Raw genomic sequence first — 15,400 nt, 5'->3', positions numbered from 1 at the left:
TAAGGTTCATGCACCCTGGCGGGTCACAATGTCAGGGTGCAGCTCCAGCAACTCTTCTCTCCCTCCGTCCAGCACACGCTCGACGTCATCGGCATCTTCGTGTTCGCCATCTCCGGCGCGCTGCTGGCCGTCCGCAAGAACTTCGACGTCTTCGGCATCGGAGTGATGGCCGAGGTCACCGCGCTGGGCGGAGGGATCTTCCGGGACGTGATCATCGGGGCCGTCCCCCCGGCCGCCTTCACGGACCTCGGGTACTTCATCACCCCGCTCATCGCCGCCCTGGTGGTGTTCTTCCTGCATCCGCACGTCGAGCGGATCCAGTCGGCGGTCCTGGTCTTCGACGCCGCCGGCCTCGGCCTGTTCGCCGTCAGCGGCACGACGAAGGCGTACTCCTACGGCCTCAACCTCACCGCCTCCGCCGCCCTGGGGCTCGCCACCGCGGTCGGCGGTGGCGTGCTCCGGGACGTGCTCGCCAACGAGGTTCCCTCGCTGCTGCGCTGGGACCGCGACCTGTACGCGGTCCCGGCGATCGTCGGGGCGACGACGGTGGTGCTCTGCATCCACTACGACGCGCTGAACCCGTTCACCAGCGGGCTCGCGGTCGTCACCGCTTTCGTACTGCGCCTGCTCGCGATGCGGTACCACTGGCGAGCGCCGCGTGCGTGGAACCGGCGTTCGACGGTTCGGGAGGAGTAGCCCCGGCCCGTACGTGGCTCTGGCCCATGTTGAGCGTGAGCCACTCGAAGACCGTCGGCACCTGGGGCCGCCACAGCGCCATGTTGTGGCCGCCCGCGCTGTGCGGCAGGTACACCACGTGCACGGTGGTCGGAGCCTTGGCGATCTGTTCGAGCGCGACTCCGGCCTGGTAGCCGTCGCCGGACTCGCCGGAGATGTAGAGCGCGATCCGGGGCGGGGTGGCCGCCTTGCGCAGCAGCAGGTAGGGGTTGTTCTGCTCGCGCAGGGTCACGCTCTGCGCGGCGAGCGAGTTGCGTTCGCCGATCGGGTCGTTGTATCCGGAGAGGCTGATGGCGGCCCGGTAGCGGTCCGGATGGGCGACCGCCAGCTTGACCGCGCAGTGCGCGCCCGCCGAGTAGCCGGCCACGGCCCAGTTGGCGGGGGCGGCCGCGGCGCGGAAGTTGTCGGTCACCATCTTCGGCACGTCGATGCTGAGCCAGCTGTCCGCGTTGACCGTGCCCGGGATGTTGGCGCAGCCGGTGTCCACCCCGGCCAGCAGGTTGGTGCGCGGCGCGACCAGGATGAAGGGCGCGACCCTGCCGCTCTTCATCAGCGGCTCCAGCTGCTCGGTCACCTTCAGCGAACCGAACCAGGCCTTCGCCGAGCCGGGGTAGCCGGGCAGCAGCTCCACGACCGGGAAGCGGTGGTTGCGGTAGGCGGGCTCGTGGTACTGGGGCGGCAACCAGACGTAGACCTCGGCGTTGACGCCCGAGACCCGGCCCTTGAGCTGGGTGACCTCGACCCCGCCGGCCGCCCGCATGCCCGGTCCGTCGGCCGCCGCGAAGGCCTGCTTCACCTTGGGCAACCGTTTCAGCGCTATGCCGCCGGTACCGTCCTGGCCGAGGTTCGCGGCCTGCTGGACATGGTTGCCGGTACCGAGGAGGTCGGCCCAGTTGTCGTACAGGTTGTTCTCGTTGTTGACCAGCACGAAGATCAGCGTCACCGCGGTGGCCTGAGCGAACAGCAGCATCAGGACCCGGGCCGCGGCACGCACGGCCTTGGGCCCGCGCATCCTCGACCACAGGACGAGCGGCAGTATGAGGGCGACCACGGACAGCACGACGGTCGTGTAGAGGAACGGAGTCCCGGTGAGGCTCATGTCCCCATAGAGGGGAATTGCGGGCTCCGGGTTACGGACGTGTCCGGACACTTACCTAGAAATTGCCGGAACCTCACTCGGTGGAGGGATCCTTTACCGACGGGACGCCGGCCGGACCGCTGGTGCGTGGATCACAAAAGCTACCGCTTAGTAATCACTTCTTGTACTGTTCAGGCATGCCAGAAGCAGCATCCACGCGGGCCGTGATCGGTGACAGCGAGTTCGACCGCGACACCGCGGTCACCCGGCGCGCTCCCGGCGTCTACGACATCGACCTCTCGGCCGGCTGGACCATCATCAATGCCGTGAATGGCGGCTACCTCCTTGCCGTGCTCGGCCGGGCGCTCGCGGACACGCTCCCGCACCCGGACCCGTTCACCGTCTCCGCGCACTACCTGACCGCGTCCCAGCCGGGCCCGGCCGTGATCCGCACGGACACCGTCCGCACCGGCCGCACCCTCTCCACCGGTCAGGCCTCGCTCTTCCAGTACGACGACGAGGGCAACGAGGTCGAACGCATCCGCGTCCTCGCCTCCTACGGCGACCTCACCGCCCTCCCCGACGACGTCCGTACGACGGCGACCCCGCCCACGATCCCGCCCATGGACCAGTGCTTCGGCCCGGAGGACGGACCGGCCCCGGTCGAGGGCAGCTCCGCCATCACCGACCGCCTGATGCTCAAGCTGGACCCCGCCACCCTCGGCTGGGCCCTCGGCGCGCCTTCCGGCAAGGGCGAGATGCGCTCCTGGTTCGGCCTCGCCGACGGCCGTGACGCCGACCCGCTCTCCCTCCTCCTGGCGGTGGACGCGCTGCCGCCGACCGCGTTCGAGATCGGCCTCAAGGGCTGGGTCCCGACGGTCGAACTCACCGTCCACGTCCGCCACCGTCCCGCCCCCGGCCCGCTGCGCGTGTCCATCACCACCCGCAACCTGGCCGGCGGCTTCCTGGAGGAGGACGCCGAGGTCTGGGACACCGAGGACCGCCTGGTGGCCCAGTCCCGCCAGCTGGCCCGGGTCCGCCTCGGCTGAACCCGGCCGGAGCGTCCCGGTTTCGACGGCCAGAACCCCGTTCTGTCACGGGCGTGTACCAGCGAGTAGGCGCCGCCGTGGAGCGAACTGCCAGGTCAGCGCCGTCTCTTGGAGAGTGCTTTACCTCTTTGGCAGGCGGCGAACAGCGCGGGCCCAAGAAGGCCTTAAGCGCCGTTGATTGAGTGCCACTCCTCAGGACTCCCTCATCCTCAATGGAGTTGTCTCTCATGAAGCGTGTACGTCTCGTCCCCGCCGTGGCCCTGCTCGCGCTGTCCCCGCTGCTGCTGACCGCGTGCGGCGGTTCGGACGACTCGTCGTCGTCCGGCAGCGGCAACTCCGGCCGGTCGCAGTCCTGTCAGGCTCCGTCCGGGATGCCCACCGGCAATGCCTCGGGCAGGCCCAGTGGCGCGCCGACCGGCAACTCCACCGTCAAGCCGACGGGCACTCCCACCGGCATGCCGAGCGGTGGCCCGGGCGCCGGCGGCCAGGGCGGTCAGGGCGGCCCCGGCGGCGGCATGGGCGGCGGCTGCGGCGGTGGTCAGGGCGGTCCCGGTGCCGGCGGCGCGGCGCCCAGCGGCGCACCGACCGCGCAGGCGACGAAGAGCTGACCGCAGGGGTCGTACGACAGGGGCGGCGCGTCCGGTGGACGGATGTGCCGCCCCTTCGCGTTGCCGCCGGACGTCCCCGCTATTCCAGCCAGTGCTGCCGGCCGAGGCTGATCAGCCGCAGTTGCCGGGTGGCGACCTGGACGACGCGCTGCCGCTCCGCCTCCGAGGGCTCCGGGGACTCCAGGGTCTCCAGGAACAGGGAGGCGGTGATGAGCATCTGGTCCACGTAGAGGTGGGCGAGCATCAGCAGGTCGTCGTCGCTCCAGCCCTCGGCCTCCGGGTCCTTGGCCAGCTCGGTCTTGACCTCCTCGGCGAACCGGGCGAGCTGGGCCCGGATCGCCTCCCGCACCGGCTGCACCCCGCCGTGCCGCTCCCGGGCGATGAACCGGACGTGCGCCGGGTGTGCGGAGACATGGCCGGCGATCAGCTGCACGGCCCGGGTGATGCGCTCCGCGCCGGCCGTGGCGACCGTCGTGCGGACCATCGGATGCAGGCTGCCCAGCGCCTCGTCGACGAGGGCGACGCCGAGGTCGGCGGTGGAACGGAAGTGCCGGTAGAAGGCGGTCGGGGCGACGCCCACGGCCCGGGTGACCTCGCGCAGGCCCAGGCTGCTCAGGCTCTGCTCCTCCAGCAGGGCGAGCGCCGCGTCCAGGAAGGCCTGGCGGGTCTTCTGCTTCTGGGCCTGTCGGATGCCGAGGGTGTGACTCATGTCATCCAGTTAACAACTGTTCTCCGGAATTGAAAAGCCGTGCGAGTTGCTAGACTCAAAGTCAGTGAACAACTGTTACTACAACCGTTCACCCAAATGTAACGGAGGGGGATCGACCCCATGCTGTTCCTCGTCGCCGCACTCATGCTGCTCGGCGTGGTGCTGGGCACCGTGGCCCACGCGCCGCTCGACGTCACCGCAGGCCTCGCCACCGTGATCGTCGTCTGGCTGGCCGTCTTCGCACTCCGCGAGCGCCTCGCCCGCCGCCGCCAGACCTCGTCCAACTGACCGTCCGTCCCCGCTCACTTGAGGAGCTGAGCATGATGCAACTCACCGCCCCGGCCACCCCCCGCCCCGAGAACCGCACCCGCACCCGGGACGCCGACGGCATGGCCGTGGCGTCCTTCATCCTGGGCCTCCTCGGTCTCCTGGTCCTGAACCTGTTCCTGGGCCCGATCGCGATCATCCTGTCCCTGGTCTCCCTGTGGCGCGGCACGGCCCGCAAGGGGCGCGCCTACCTGGGCCTGGCCCTGGGCGTGGCGGACCTGGCGGTCCTGGCGATCGCGATGGCGGCGTCGAACACGATCTCCTGGAGCCTGTAGCGCCCCGAAGGGGCGCGGGTACCTGCGCGACCAGCCCCGCACGGCCCGCATCGACCCACCGGTCCGAGCCACCCACGGCGCCCCTCGGTCCTACGGCGGAGCCCCCCGTAGAATCGACTCACCATGGCCTACCTCGACCACGCCGCCACGACCCCGATGCTCCCGGAGGCGGTAGAAACCCTCACCGCCACCCTCGGCGTCACCGGCAACGCGTCCTCCCTGCACGCCTCCGGCCGCAAGGCCCGCCGCACGGTCGAGGAATCCCGGGAGACCCTCGCGGAAGCGCTCGGCGCCCGCCCCAGCGAGGTCGTCCTCACCTCCGGCGGCACCGAGGCCGACAACCTCGCGGTCAAGGGCCTCTACTGGTCCCGCCGCGACGCCGATCCGGCCCGCACCCGGGTCCTCGCCAGCCCCGTCGAACACCACGCGGTCCTGGACGCCGTCGACTGGCTCGGCGAGCACGAGGGCGCCACGGTGGAGTACCTCCCCGTCGACACCTACGGCCGGGTCCACCCCGAGGCGCTGCGCGAGGCCATCGAGCGCAACCCCGACGACGTGGCGCTCGCCACCGTCATGTGGGCCAACAACGAGATCGGCACGGTCCTGCCGGTCCGTGAACTCGCCGCCGTCGCAAACGAGTTCGGCATCCCGCTGCACGCCGACGCGGTCCAGGCCTTCGGCCAGGTCCCGGTGGACTTCGGCTCCTCCGGCCTCGCCGCGATGACCGTCTCCGGCCACAAGGTCGGCGGCCCGTACGGCATCGGCGCCCTGCTTCTCGGCCGTGAGTACACACCCGTACCCGTCCTGCACGGCGGCGGCCAGGAGCGGCACGTCCGCTCCGGCACCCTCGACGTCCCGGCGATCGCCTCCTTCGCGGTGGCGGGACGGCTCGCCGCCGAGCGCCGCGAGTGGTTCGCCCGGGAGATCGGCGCCCTGCGCGACGCGCTGATCGACGCCGTCCGTACGGCCGTGCCCGACGCGATCCTCGGCGGCGACCCGGTGGACCGCCTTCCCGCCAACGCGCACTTCACCTTCCCCGGCTGCGAGGGCGACTCGCTGCTCCTGCTGCTCGACGCCCAGGGCATCGAGTGCTCGACGGGCTCCGCGTGCACCGCCGGGGTCGCCCAGCCGAGCCACGTCCTGCTGGCCACCGGGACCGACCCCGACCTGGCTCGCGGCACCCTGCGCTTCTCGCTCGGCCACACCTCGACCCAGGCCGATGTCGAGGCGGTCGCGAAGGTGATCGGGCCGGTGGTGGAGCGGGCGCGGGCGGCCGGGCTCAGCTGACCGGACCGGCCGTTCGGAGCGCCTGCGCGACACGCGGAATTCGCGCCGACTCGGCTCCAAAGAAGGTGAGTTGGGGGTTTTGCCTCCAGGGATCTCACAGTGCGTGGCCATGGCCCGCCTCAGGTCGGTCTTTAAGTTCTCCTGACATGACAGACAACGCCTCTGCCTCCGAGCAGACCCCCGAGCCCGTTTCCGTCGACTCCGTCTCCGCCCCGTCGGGTCGTCACCGTACGGACAACACCATGAAGCGGCGGCGCGTGCTGATCGGCGGCGCCACCATCGCCGCGGCCGGCGGGCTGATGGCGGCGGGCCTCGCCTCCGCCGACACCACCACCTCGGAGAGCGACTCCGCCGCCACCACGGTCAGCAGCGACGCCTCCTCCGACGTCTGCACCCTCACCGAAGAGGTCACCGAGGGGCCGTACTGGCTCTCCGGTGCGCTCGTCCGCGAGGACATCCGGGAGGACAAGGACGGCTTCGAGGTCCAGTACACCTTCACCGTCGTGGACCAGGCGAACGACTGTGCGCCGCTGGAGAACGCGCTGGTCGAGATCTGGCACGCGGACGCCCTCGGTGAGTACTCCGGCTACGTCGGCAAGAACGGCCACACCGAGACCGACGACAGCACCTTCCTGCGAGGCGGTCAGACGACCGACTCCAACGGCCAGGTGAGCATCACCTCGATCTGGCCCGGCCACTACGTGTCCCGGGCCGTGCACGTCCACATGCGGGTGCACACCGACGTCACGCTGACCGACGACTCGTACACGGGCGGCTCGATCGTCCACACCGGTCAGCTCTTCTTCGACGCGGACATCAACTCCGAGATCCAGGCGACCTCGCCGTACTCCGGCAACACGACCACGGAGACCCAGCTCGACGACGACTCCATCTACGACGACGGCGGCGCCTCCTCCGGCCTGCTGACCCTGACCGCGCTCGGCGACAGCGTCTCCGACGGGTACGCGGCGACGCTCACCGTGGGCGTCAGCACCTCCTGAGGCCGCTCACCCCGGTTCGCGGGCCAGCGCGCGGAGATCCGCGTCGGTGGCGAGGCGGTTCTCCCGGGACATCAACTGCTGTACCTGATCCAGCAGTTGGTCCAGGGCGGCCGGCGGCAGCTCGATCCCGAGGGCTGCCGTCCGGTCGGCCAGGGTGTAGGGCCCGCTGTCCGGGGTGAACGGGACCCGGCGTTCGTTGCCCACCAGGGACGGCTCCACGCAGTTGTGCAGCAGCGGGTCGACCGCCGTCTCCTGGGTGATGAAGTCCAGGCCGCCCCAGCAGAAGGCGTCCGGGCCGGTGACCGGATGGTTCCGGGCGGTGCGGTACCCCGTCAACTCCGCGCCGAGCCGGGCCAGTCCGGTGAGGGTCTCGGTGCGGATCCCGGTGCGGACGCCGTAGACGGCCTCGAAGGCCAGCGCGGTGGCGGCGAGATCGGCGTTGCCGGGGCCGCCGCAGTAGCCGTTGACCGACAGTTCGACGGCGCCGGCGCCGGCCCGGACGGCGGCGACCGCGCAGCCGACGGCCAGTCCGAAGGTGTTGTGGGGGTGCAGGCCCACCGCCACGTCCGGCGCCAACTCCTTCGTCCGCCGCACGAGATACCCGTACGCCTCGGGGCTCAGCGCGCCCGGCCCGTCGAAGAGGGTCAGCTCGCCGGCCCCGGCCCCGGTGAGCGCCGCAACGGTCGTGGCGTGGTCCTCCTCCGTCAGGTACGACACCATCAGCATCGGCGCGATCACCTCCAGGCCCAGCGAGCGGGCGTACCCGATGAGGCGGGCGGCCCGGTCCAGCACGGCGGTCCGGTCGCGCGGGGTGTCCGGGGTGCGCCACTCCGCGCCCCGCCACGCGGCCGCGTACACGTCGGGCCGGTAGAGCAGTGCCGTCTCGCCGAAGCCCTGCACCCACACCTGCACGGCGTCGTAACCGGCCCGCGCGGCACGGTCGATGTCGTCCGTCGAGCGCATCAGCGGGCAGATCACCCGGCACTCCGGGTTCTCGCCCTTGACCAGGTCCACCTCCGCCTTCAGCACGTCCTCGGCGCGCCCGCCGGGACCGGCGGTGACGACCTCCGGCACCCCGGTCGCCACCACCCGCCGCAGGAACGCCCGCTTCGCCGCGGCCGTGGCCGTGACGCCCGGGAGGGTCTCCAGGGAGCGCAGGGTCGCGTCCCGCAGCCGGACCGTCCCGGGCAGCGAACCCACCACGTCCGTACGGCGGTTGAGCGGGCTCACCGACCAGCGGCCGGGCTCGTGGGCGCCGGGCGCCCGCCGGGCGGCGAGCTCGGCACGGAAGCGGGCGATCTCCTCCGGGGTGAAGACGGTGGGTTTCCGCACGGAGCTCCTCCAGGTTCTTCGCGTACGCCTTCCTCGCGTACGCCCCATACAAGCCCTCTGTCGACACCCTTGGCAAGAAGGTGCCGAGGATCGGTGCATCGCTGGTCTCATGTTTACTTTGTGTCGACACTTGGTTATGACTGTCGGCAGGCTCCGATCCCCCATGGAGGGAGGCTCCTGTGCTTCAGGACTCGCCAGAACACCCGCTCAGTGCCCGTTACGGGCGGCTCGCCGGCAAGGTCGCCGTCATCGGCGGCGCCGGAAGTGTCGGCCCCGGCTGGGGCAACGGCCGTGCCGCCGCCGTGCTCTTCGCCCGCGAAGGCGCCACGGTCCTGCTGACCGACCGGGACAAGGAGGCACTGGAGGTCACCGCGGACCAGGTCCGCGCCGAGGGCGGCACGGCCCGCACCGACCTCCTGGACGTCACCGAACCCGACGCCGTCCAGGCCTACTTCACCGAGACGGCCGCCCGGACCGGCCGCATCGACATCCTCGTCAACAACGTCGGCGGTTCCCGGCCCGGCGGCGCCGCCGAACTGAGCCTGGAGGACTGGGAGAGCCAGCTGCGGACCAACCTGACCAGCGCCTTCCTCGCCTGCAAGCACGTCATCCCGGTCATGCGGCGGAGCGGGGGAGGGGCGATCGTCAACACCGCCTCCTGCTCCGGGCTGCGCTGGACCGGGGCCGCCCAGGTCGGGTACGCGGCGGCCAAGGCGGCGGTCGTCCAGCTGTCCCGGGTGACGGCCGTCCAGTACGCGCCGGACGGCATCCGGGTCAACACCGTCGTCCCCGGCCAGCTGCACACCCCGATGGTGGAGGCCCGGCTGGCCGGCCAGCGCGCCGGCGGTGACGTCGGGCGGCTGCTCGCCCAGCGCCAGGCCCGGATCCCGCTCGGCTTCATGGGGGACGGGCGGGACACGGCGTACGCAGCGCTGTTCCTGGCCTCGGACGAGGCACGGTTCGTCACCGGCACCGAGATCGTCGTCGACGGCGGAATGACGGCGCGCTGTGACTGAATCCGCCGCGACCGTCCCGCCCCGTACGCCGCCTCCCCGCGCGCCCTCGCCGGGTTGCCCGCCCCCGCATCCGGCGCCCCGGGTGCCGAAGCTCCGCCTGCCGCCGGGCAGTTGCGACGCCCACTGCCACGTCTTCGGCCCCGCCGACGTCTTCCCGTACGCACCCGGGCGCACCTTCACCCCACTGGACGCGCCCAAGGAACAACTCCACGCCCTGCACGCCCACTTGGGCCTGACCCGGGCGGTGGTCGTGCAGTCGTCCTGCCACGGCCCCGACCACCGGGTCCTGGTCGACGCCCTCGCGGCCGGAGCGGGCCGGATCCGGGGCGTGGCCCTGATCGGTACGGCGACCAGCCGCGCCGATGCCGAGGAGCTGCACCGGGCGGGCGTACGGGCCTTCCGGCTCAACTTCCTTCCGCACCTGCGGAGTCGGCCCACGAGCGCGGAGATCGAAGCCGTACTGGAACGCGTGGACGGCCTCGGCTGGGCCGCCCAGCTCCATGTGCGCGGCGAGGACCTGCCGGGCCTGACGGACCTCGTCCGTGCGCTGCCCGGCCGGGTGGTGATCGACCACATGGGCCGGGTCGAGCTGGGCGCCGGCCGGGACGGGCCGGCGGTGCGCTGTCTGCGCGCGCTGCTCGACACGGGGGAGGTGTGGGTCAAGGTCAGCGGGGTCGACCGCGTCTCCGCCCAGGGGCCGCCGTACGCCGACGCCGTCGAACTCGCCGCGTCCTTGGTGGCGTACGCCCCCGAACGGGTCGTGTGGGGGACCGACTATCCCCACGTCAACATCGTCGGTCCGGCTCCGGACGACGGCCTGCTGGTCGACCTCCTCGAACGCATCGCATCCAACCCCGCCCACCTGCAACGACTACTGGTGGACAACCCCGCCGAACTCTTCGATTTCGAGCCGATAGCGCGCCCCAAAGGGCGCTGGGGGTACCCCCGGCCGAAGGCTGGGGGAGGAACTGCGCGACCAGCCCCCACGACGCCGCACTCGAACGACGACCCAATGCGGCCTCCCCAGCAAAGCGCCTAGTGTCGCCAGAGATGCCAGATATTTCGATTGCAGATGTCTTGTAGGGCACAAAGTGTCGACAGTATGGTCCCGGATGAAACGCGTGAGGAGACGGCCATGCACCAGCTGCCCCAGGGCACCCTCGTCCGGCGCGGCGACGCGGCCTACGAACGGGCCCGTCTCGACGCCGTCTGGAACGAACGCAAACCCGACCGCCACCCCGACGTCATCGTGGTCGCCGAGAGCGAGCGGGACGTCGTCGCGGCCGTCCGGCTGGCCCGCGCCGAGGGCCTGCGGATCGGCATCCGCTCCGGCGGGCACAGCTGGGTCGGCAACGGAGTCCGCGACGGCGGAATGCTGCTCGACCTGTCCCGCCTGACGGAGGTCACTGTCGACCCGGCCGGCCGGACGGCGACCGCGCAGCCCGCCGCCACCGGACCCGCCCTGCTCGACGCCCTCGCCCCGCACGGCCTGTTCTTCCCCACCGGCCACGCCCCGACCGTCGGCCTCGGCGGCTTCCTGCTCGGCGGCGGCTACGGCTGGGACTCCCGCCACCTCGGCCCCGCCTGCCTGAGCATCCGAGCCGTGGACGTCGTCCTCGCCGACGGCACCCCGGTGCACGCCACCGATGCGAACCACCCCGCGCTGCTCTGGGCGGCGCGCGGCAGCGGCCCCGGCTTCTTCGGCGTCGTCACCCGCTTCCACCTCGCCCTGCACCCGGCCCCGAAACGGCTGCTGCGCACCCTCCACAGCTATCCCCTCGACCTCCGCGACGAGGTGCTGGCCTGGACGTACGACATGCTCGAACTCCTCCCGAAGGAGGTCGAGTTCTCGGCCAAGGTCGGCTTCGTCGAGGGCCTCGGCCGGCACACCGTGTCGGTCACCGCCACCGCCTTCGCGCAGGACGACGCCTCCGACCCGCTCGCGGTGCTGGAGACCGCGCCCTTCCGGGACCGGGCGCTGCGCGCGGTCGTGAGCGCCGGGACGACGATGACCGAGCTGTACGGGCACGCCGACCGGATGACCCCGGCCGGGATGCGCTGGGCCCTCGACGGCATCTGGACCGACGAGCCGGTCGGCAAGGTGCTGGCGGCGGCCCGGCCGCTCTTCGACACCGCGCCCGGCACCACCAGCCATGTCCTGTGGATGCTGTGGGGCGGCTTCCCGGAGCACCCCGACGCCTGCTGGTCCAGCCAGGCCACGCTCTACCTCTCGCCCAACGCGGGCTGGACGGACCCGGCCGAGGACCTCGCGCACGAGCGCTGGGTGCACGGCGAACTCGCCGCGATCCAGCACCTGTCGACGGGGCTGCAGTTCTCCGACAACAACGTCGCGGACCGCTTCGACCACGGGCTCAGTCCCGCGAGCGCGGCCCGCCTGGAGGAGATCCGGGCCGTGTACGACCCCGACGGCCTGTTCCGCAGCTACATGACCCCCGCCGAGTCCACCACCGCCTATGCCGCCGCGGGCCCCGCGCGGACGCACTGATCCCCGCCCTGAAGGAGAGCCGTTCCATGCCCACTTCGAGAATCCCGCGGCGCCGGACCCTCGTCCTGCTGACCGCCCTGGCCGCCACCGTGTCCCTGACGGCCACGGCCTGCGGCGGGGACTCGGCCGCCGGTACGCAGACCGCCGACGGCAAGGCGAAGATCACCGTGCTGCGTTCCAACGGCGCCATCTTCGAGCCGCTCTACATAGCCGAGCAGCAGGGCTACTTCAGGGCCGCCGGCCTGGACGTCACCATCAAGGCCGGTGCCCAGGACACCTCGCAGAACGCGCCGTCCGTCCTCAACGGCGAGGCCCAGTTCGCGATGACGGACAGCTCGGGCTTCCTCAAGGGGGCGGCCCAGGGCCTCCCGATCCGGATCGTCACCGGCCTCCAGTCCGCGACGACGAAGACCGATCCCACCGACGGCCTGCTGGTGAAGAAGGACAGCAGGATCACGTCCTTCAAGGACCTGGAGGGCAAGACGGTCGGCGTCCCGGCGCTCGGCGGCACCATCCAGTTCATCTGCGAGTACCTGACCCAGAAGGCCGGCGGCGACCCCTCCGGGATCAAGTTCGTCGCGCTGCCGACGACCTCGCTCAACGACGCCGCCACCTCCGGGAAGACGGACGCAGTGTTCTCCTTCAGCACCTTCTACTTCGCCGGCAAGGACAGCGGCCTGCGCTCCATCGGCAACGGCATGAACGACCTGCCCGGCATGGTCCAGGGCCTGCTCTTCGCCGGCCAGAAGTACCTGTCGGCCAACGGCGACACCGCCAAGAAGTTCATCGACGCCGTCGCGAAGGCCATCACCTACGCCGACGCGCACCCGGCCGCGGTCAAGGCGATCGACAAGAAGTACACGCAGGTCGACGCCGGTTTCATCGACGCGCACGACATCAGCTACTACGACAAGAACCTGAACAGGGCCATGATGCGCACGGTGATCACGAAGATGCACGAGTTCGGCCTGCTCGACAAGGAGCCGACCGACGACGACGTGTACTGGGACCAGGCGCCCGTGGTGACCCGGTGAAGGTCCGGCTGCTCCAACTCGGCGCGCTGGTCGCGGTGGTGGCCCTGTGGGGGATCGTCGCGGCCGCGGGCCTGGTGAGCTCCACCGCGCTGCCCGGCCCCGCCGCCGTCGCCACCGCCCTCGGTGACCTGCTCGGCAGCGGCGCGTACTGGCAGGCCGTCGGCGACACCCTGGACGGCGCGGTCGTCGGGCTCGCGGCGGCCGTCGCCGTCGGCATCCCGGTCGGCCTGGTCACCGGGGTGTACGCGGCGGCCGAGGAGTCCTCGCGGCTGCTGGTGGAGATCCTGCGCTCCTTCCCGGTGATCGCCCTGCTCCCGGTGTTCCTGCTGGTCCTCGGCTCGACCCCGGGCATGAAGGCCACGGTCGTCTTCATCGCCTGCGTCTTCCCGATCCTGCTCCAGTCCCAGTACGGCGCCCGCAGCGTGACCCCGGCCGTCCACGAGACCGTGCGCGGCTACCGCATCCCGCGGCTGCTGAGGTTCCGCCGGGTGATCCTGCCCGGTGCCGTTCCGTCGGTGATGACCGGACTGCGGCTCGCGGCCACCACCTCCGTGCTGGTCGCCATCGGCGTCGAGGTGCTCACCACGCTCCCCGGCATCGGCCACATGATCATGGAGTCGCAGCAGGCCGGCGCCTCGGACCGGGCCTACGCCTACATCCTCACGGCGGGCGCGATCGGCTACTCGATCACCCTGCTCGCCCAGTACGCCGAGCACCGGCTGCTGCGCCGGCGGGCCCCGGCCCGGGCGGGGGAGGCGGCATGACGGTCCGTGCGGCGATCCGCCAACTCTGGCTGCCCGTCCTGGTGTTCGTGATCCTGCTGGTCTCGACCGCGGGCAGCACCAGCTTCTACTTCCCGCCCCTGACCACCGTCCTGCACACCCTGTGGGACCGGCTCGCGGGCGGCGGCCTCCTGGACGACCTCTGGTTCAGCCTCCGCAACATCGTCCTCGGCCTGGCCCTCGCCACCGTCGTCGGCGTCGGCGCGGGCCTGGTCATCGGCGAGGTCCGCACCCTGCGCCTGGCACTCGGCCCCCTCCTCGACTTCGCCCGCGCCACCCCGACCGTCGGCTTCGTGCCGGTCATCATCCTCACCCTGGGGATCGGCTCGGGCCCCAAGGTCTTCCTGATCTTCCTCGGCTCGGTCTGGCCGATCCTGCTCAACACCATCGCCGGGGTGGGGCAGATCAACCCCGCCGTGCACGAGACCGCCCGCGGCTACCGCGTCCCCTGGCACCTGCACCTCCGCCGGGTGGTCCTCCCCGGCGCCCTGCCGCAGATCTTCGCCGGCATCCGGGTCGCCCTGTCCATCGCCGTCGTCCTCATGGTCGTCAGCGAGATCTACGGCTCGCCGATCGGCCTCGGCAACTTCATCCTGCAGAGCGGATCCGGCTTCCGGGTCGCCGACACCTGGGCCGGCACCCTCCTCATCGGCGTCCTCGGCTACGGCCTGAGCGTGCTGCTCCTGCTCTGCGAGCACGCGCTGCTCGGCTGGTACCACCAGCGCGCACCCCGGGCGCGCCGTCCCCGGCCCGCCATGACCGCCGAGTCCGCCGAGAAGAACAGCAACGGAGTGGTCGTATGACCCGCGGATCCGCCCTCCACGTCGAGGACCTCTGCATGACGTTCGGCCGGGGCGGCCCGCAGGAGCACCGGGTGCTCGCCGGGCTCAGCCTGCGGGTGGACCCGGGGGAGTCGGTGTGCGTCGTCGGGCCCTCCGGCGCCGGCAAGACCACCCTGCTGCGCTGCCTGGCCGGACTCACCCCGCCCACCTCCGGCACGGTCCGCTACGGCGACCAGCGCCTGACCGGGCCGCACGCCGACATCGCCGTGGTCTCCCAGGACTACCGCGGCTCCCTGCTGCCCTGGATGCGGGTGTGGGACAACGTGGCCTTCCCGCTCCAGGGGCGGGGTGTGAGGAAGGGCGCTCGAAAGGCGACCGCCCTTGAATGCCTGGACGCCGTCGGCCTCGCGGACGTCGGCGACAAGTACCCCTGGCAGCTCTCCGGCGGCATGCAGCAGCGCGTCGCGATCGCGCGCGGCCTCGCCTACGACGCCCCGGTGCTGCTCATGGACGAGCCGTTCGGCTCGGTCGACGCCCAGTCCCGCTTCGACCTGGAGGACCTGACCCTCCAGCTGCGCCGCAGCCTCGGCATCACGGTCGTCGTCGTCACCCACGACATCGACGAGTCCGTGTACCTCGGCGACCGCGTGATCGTCCTCGGCGGCCGCCCCACCGCCGTACTCGACACCCTGACCGTGCCCTTCGGCACCGACCGCGACCAGCTCACCACCCGTGCCGACCCGCGCTTCGCGGCGCTGCGCACGAGAGTGCTGGCCCGGATCCGCGGCGAGCGCCTCGACCAGGACGCCGAGCCCGCCCACAACTGACCCGCCACACCACCGAGCAGGGGGCGTGCGCCCGCGGGCGCCACGCGTGGCT

17 protein-coding genes are annotated in these 15,400 nt (G+C 71.6%); 14 read left to right on the top strand and 3 right to left on the bottom strand.

The features are described from left to right. The first annotated feature begins 36 nt into the window (after nt 1–36). Nucleotides 37–696, top strand: coding sequence for a trimeric intracellular cation channel family protein (locus ABT137_RS13940; RefSeq protein ID WP_351707400.1), 660 nt, complete (start codon nt 37–39; stop codon nt 694–696). On the opposite strand, the gene ABT137_RS13935 is transcribed toward ABT137_RS13940, so the two are convergent. Next, entirely contained in the window at nt 605–1,834 is a 1,230-nt protein-coding gene (locus ABT137_RS13935) for an alpha/beta hydrolase (protein ID WP_351707397.1), read from the bottom strand. The two genes, ABT137_RS13940 and ABT137_RS13935, sit on opposite strands and share 92 nt — an antisense overlap. A 176-nt stretch (nt 1,835–2,010) precedes the next feature. Between ABT137_RS13935 and ABT137_RS13930 the strand changes: the two genes are divergently transcribed. After that, nucleotides 2,011–2,862 (top strand): thioesterase family protein, encoded by an 852-nt coding sequence (locus ABT137_RS13930; protein WP_351707394.1) that lies wholly within the window; start codon nt 2,011–2,013, stop codon nt 2,860–2,862. Nucleotides 2,863–3,089: 227 nt separating this feature from the next. Then, a complete protein-coding gene (locus tag ABT137_RS13925) occupies nt 3,090–3,470 on the top strand; it encodes a hypothetical protein (protein WP_351707391.1) in 381 nt (126 codons plus the stop codon). 79 nt (nt 3,471–3,549) lie between these two features. Here ABT137_RS13925 and ABT137_RS13920 read toward each other — a convergent pair whose 3' ends face one another. Further along, nucleotides 3,550–4,179 carry a TetR family transcriptional regulator gene (locus tag ABT137_RS13920; RefSeq protein ID WP_351707388.1) on the bottom strand — a complete coding sequence of 210 codons (630 nt, stop codon included), beginning with the start codon at nt 4,177–4,179 and terminating at the stop codon, nt 3,550–3,552. Between the two features lie 120 nt (nt 4,180–4,299). On the opposite strand from ABT137_RS13920, the gene ABT137_RS13915 reads away from it, so the two are divergent. From ABT137_RS13915 to ABT137_RS13900, 4 genes are all read left to right on the top strand, one after another. Beyond that, nucleotides 4,300–4,467 carry a hypothetical protein gene (locus ABT137_RS13915; RefSeq protein ID WP_351707385.1) on the top strand — a complete coding sequence of 56 codons (168 nt, stop codon included), beginning with the start codon at nt 4,300–4,302 and terminating at the stop codon, nt 4,465–4,467. Between the two features lie 35 nt (nt 4,468–4,502). Next, nucleotides 4,503–4,781: a DUF4190 domain-containing protein gene (locus ABT137_RS13910; RefSeq protein ID WP_351707512.1), complete on the top strand. Its 279-nt coding sequence runs from the start codon at nt 4,503–4,505 to the stop codon at nt 4,779–4,781. A 123-nt stretch (nt 4,782–4,904) separates the two neighbouring features. Next, nucleotides 4,905–6,068, top strand: coding sequence for a cysteine desulfurase family protein (locus ABT137_RS13905; protein WP_351707382.1), 1,164 nt, complete (start codon nt 4,905–4,907; stop codon nt 6,066–6,068). A 146-nt stretch (nt 6,069–6,214) separates the two neighbouring features. Further along, nucleotides 6,215–7,069: an intradiol ring-cleavage dioxygenase gene (locus ABT137_RS13900; RefSeq protein ID WP_502984512.1), complete on the top strand. Its 855-nt coding sequence runs from the start codon at nt 6,215–6,217 to the stop codon at nt 7,067–7,069. 6 nt (nt 7,070–7,075) lie between these two features. On the opposite strand, the gene ABT137_RS13895 is transcribed toward ABT137_RS13900, so the two are convergent. Further along, entirely contained in the window at nt 7,076–8,401 is a 1,326-nt protein-coding gene (locus ABT137_RS13895) for a hydroxymethylglutaryl-CoA lyase-like TIM-barrel protein (RefSeq protein WP_351707380.1), read from the bottom strand. Between the two features lie 179 nt (nt 8,402–8,580). Here ABT137_RS13895 and ABT137_RS13890 point away from each other — a divergent pair, with 179 nt between their 5' ends. The 7 genes from ABT137_RS13890 (at nt 8,581) to ABT137_RS13860 (ending at nt 15,348) form a co-directional block, all read left to right on the top strand. After that, nucleotides 8,581–9,417, top strand: a complete 837-nt coding sequence (locus ABT137_RS13890) for an SDR family NAD(P)-dependent oxidoreductase (RefSeq protein WP_351707378.1) — start codon at nt 8,581–8,583, stop codon at nt 9,415–9,417. 82 nt (nt 9,418–9,499) lie between these two features. Further along, complete coding sequence (locus ABT137_RS13885; RefSeq protein ID WP_351707375.1) at nt 9,500–10,456, top strand: amidohydrolase family protein; 957 nt, start codon at nt 9,500–9,502, stop codon at nt 10,454–10,456. Nucleotides 10,457–10,552: 96 nt separating this feature from the next. Continuing rightward, nucleotides 10,553–11,923, top strand: a complete 1,371-nt coding sequence (locus ABT137_RS13880; RefSeq protein WP_351707372.1) for an FAD-binding oxidoreductase — start codon at nt 10,553–10,555, stop codon at nt 11,921–11,923. A gap of 26 nt (nt 11,924–11,949) precedes the next feature. After that, a complete protein-coding gene (locus ABT137_RS13875) occupies nt 11,950–12,957 on the top strand; it encodes an ABC transporter substrate-binding protein (RefSeq protein WP_351707369.1) in 1,008 nt (335 codons plus the stop codon). After that, nucleotides 12,954–13,721, top strand: coding sequence for an ABC transporter permease (locus ABT137_RS13870; RefSeq protein WP_351707366.1), 768 nt, complete (start codon nt 12,954–12,956; stop codon nt 13,719–13,721). Before ABT137_RS13875 ends, ABT137_RS13870 begins: the two co-directional genes overlap by 4 nt. Beyond that, complete coding sequence (locus ABT137_RS13865; RefSeq protein WP_351707363.1) at nt 13,718–14,542, top strand: ABC transporter permease; 825 nt, start codon at nt 13,718–13,720, stop codon at nt 14,540–14,542. Before ABT137_RS13870 ends, ABT137_RS13865 begins: the two co-directional genes overlap by 4 nt. Then, the gene (locus ABT137_RS13860; RefSeq protein ID WP_351707360.1) at nt 14,539–15,348 is read left to right on the top strand and encodes an ABC transporter ATP-binding protein; all 810 of its coding nucleotides are present in this window, start codon (nt 14,539–14,541) and stop codon (nt 15,346–15,348) included. Before ABT137_RS13865 ends, ABT137_RS13860 begins: the two co-directional genes overlap by 4 nt. Nucleotides 15,349–15,400: the final 52 nt, after the last annotated feature.

The organism is Streptomyces sp. NPDC001980 (assembly GCF_040296885.1).
GTDB lineage: Bacteria > Actinomycetota > Actinomycetes > Streptomycetales > Streptomycetaceae > Streptomyces.
Note: the sequence above shows the minus strand (reverse complement) of the source record. Positions and strands in the feature narration are given on the sequence as shown.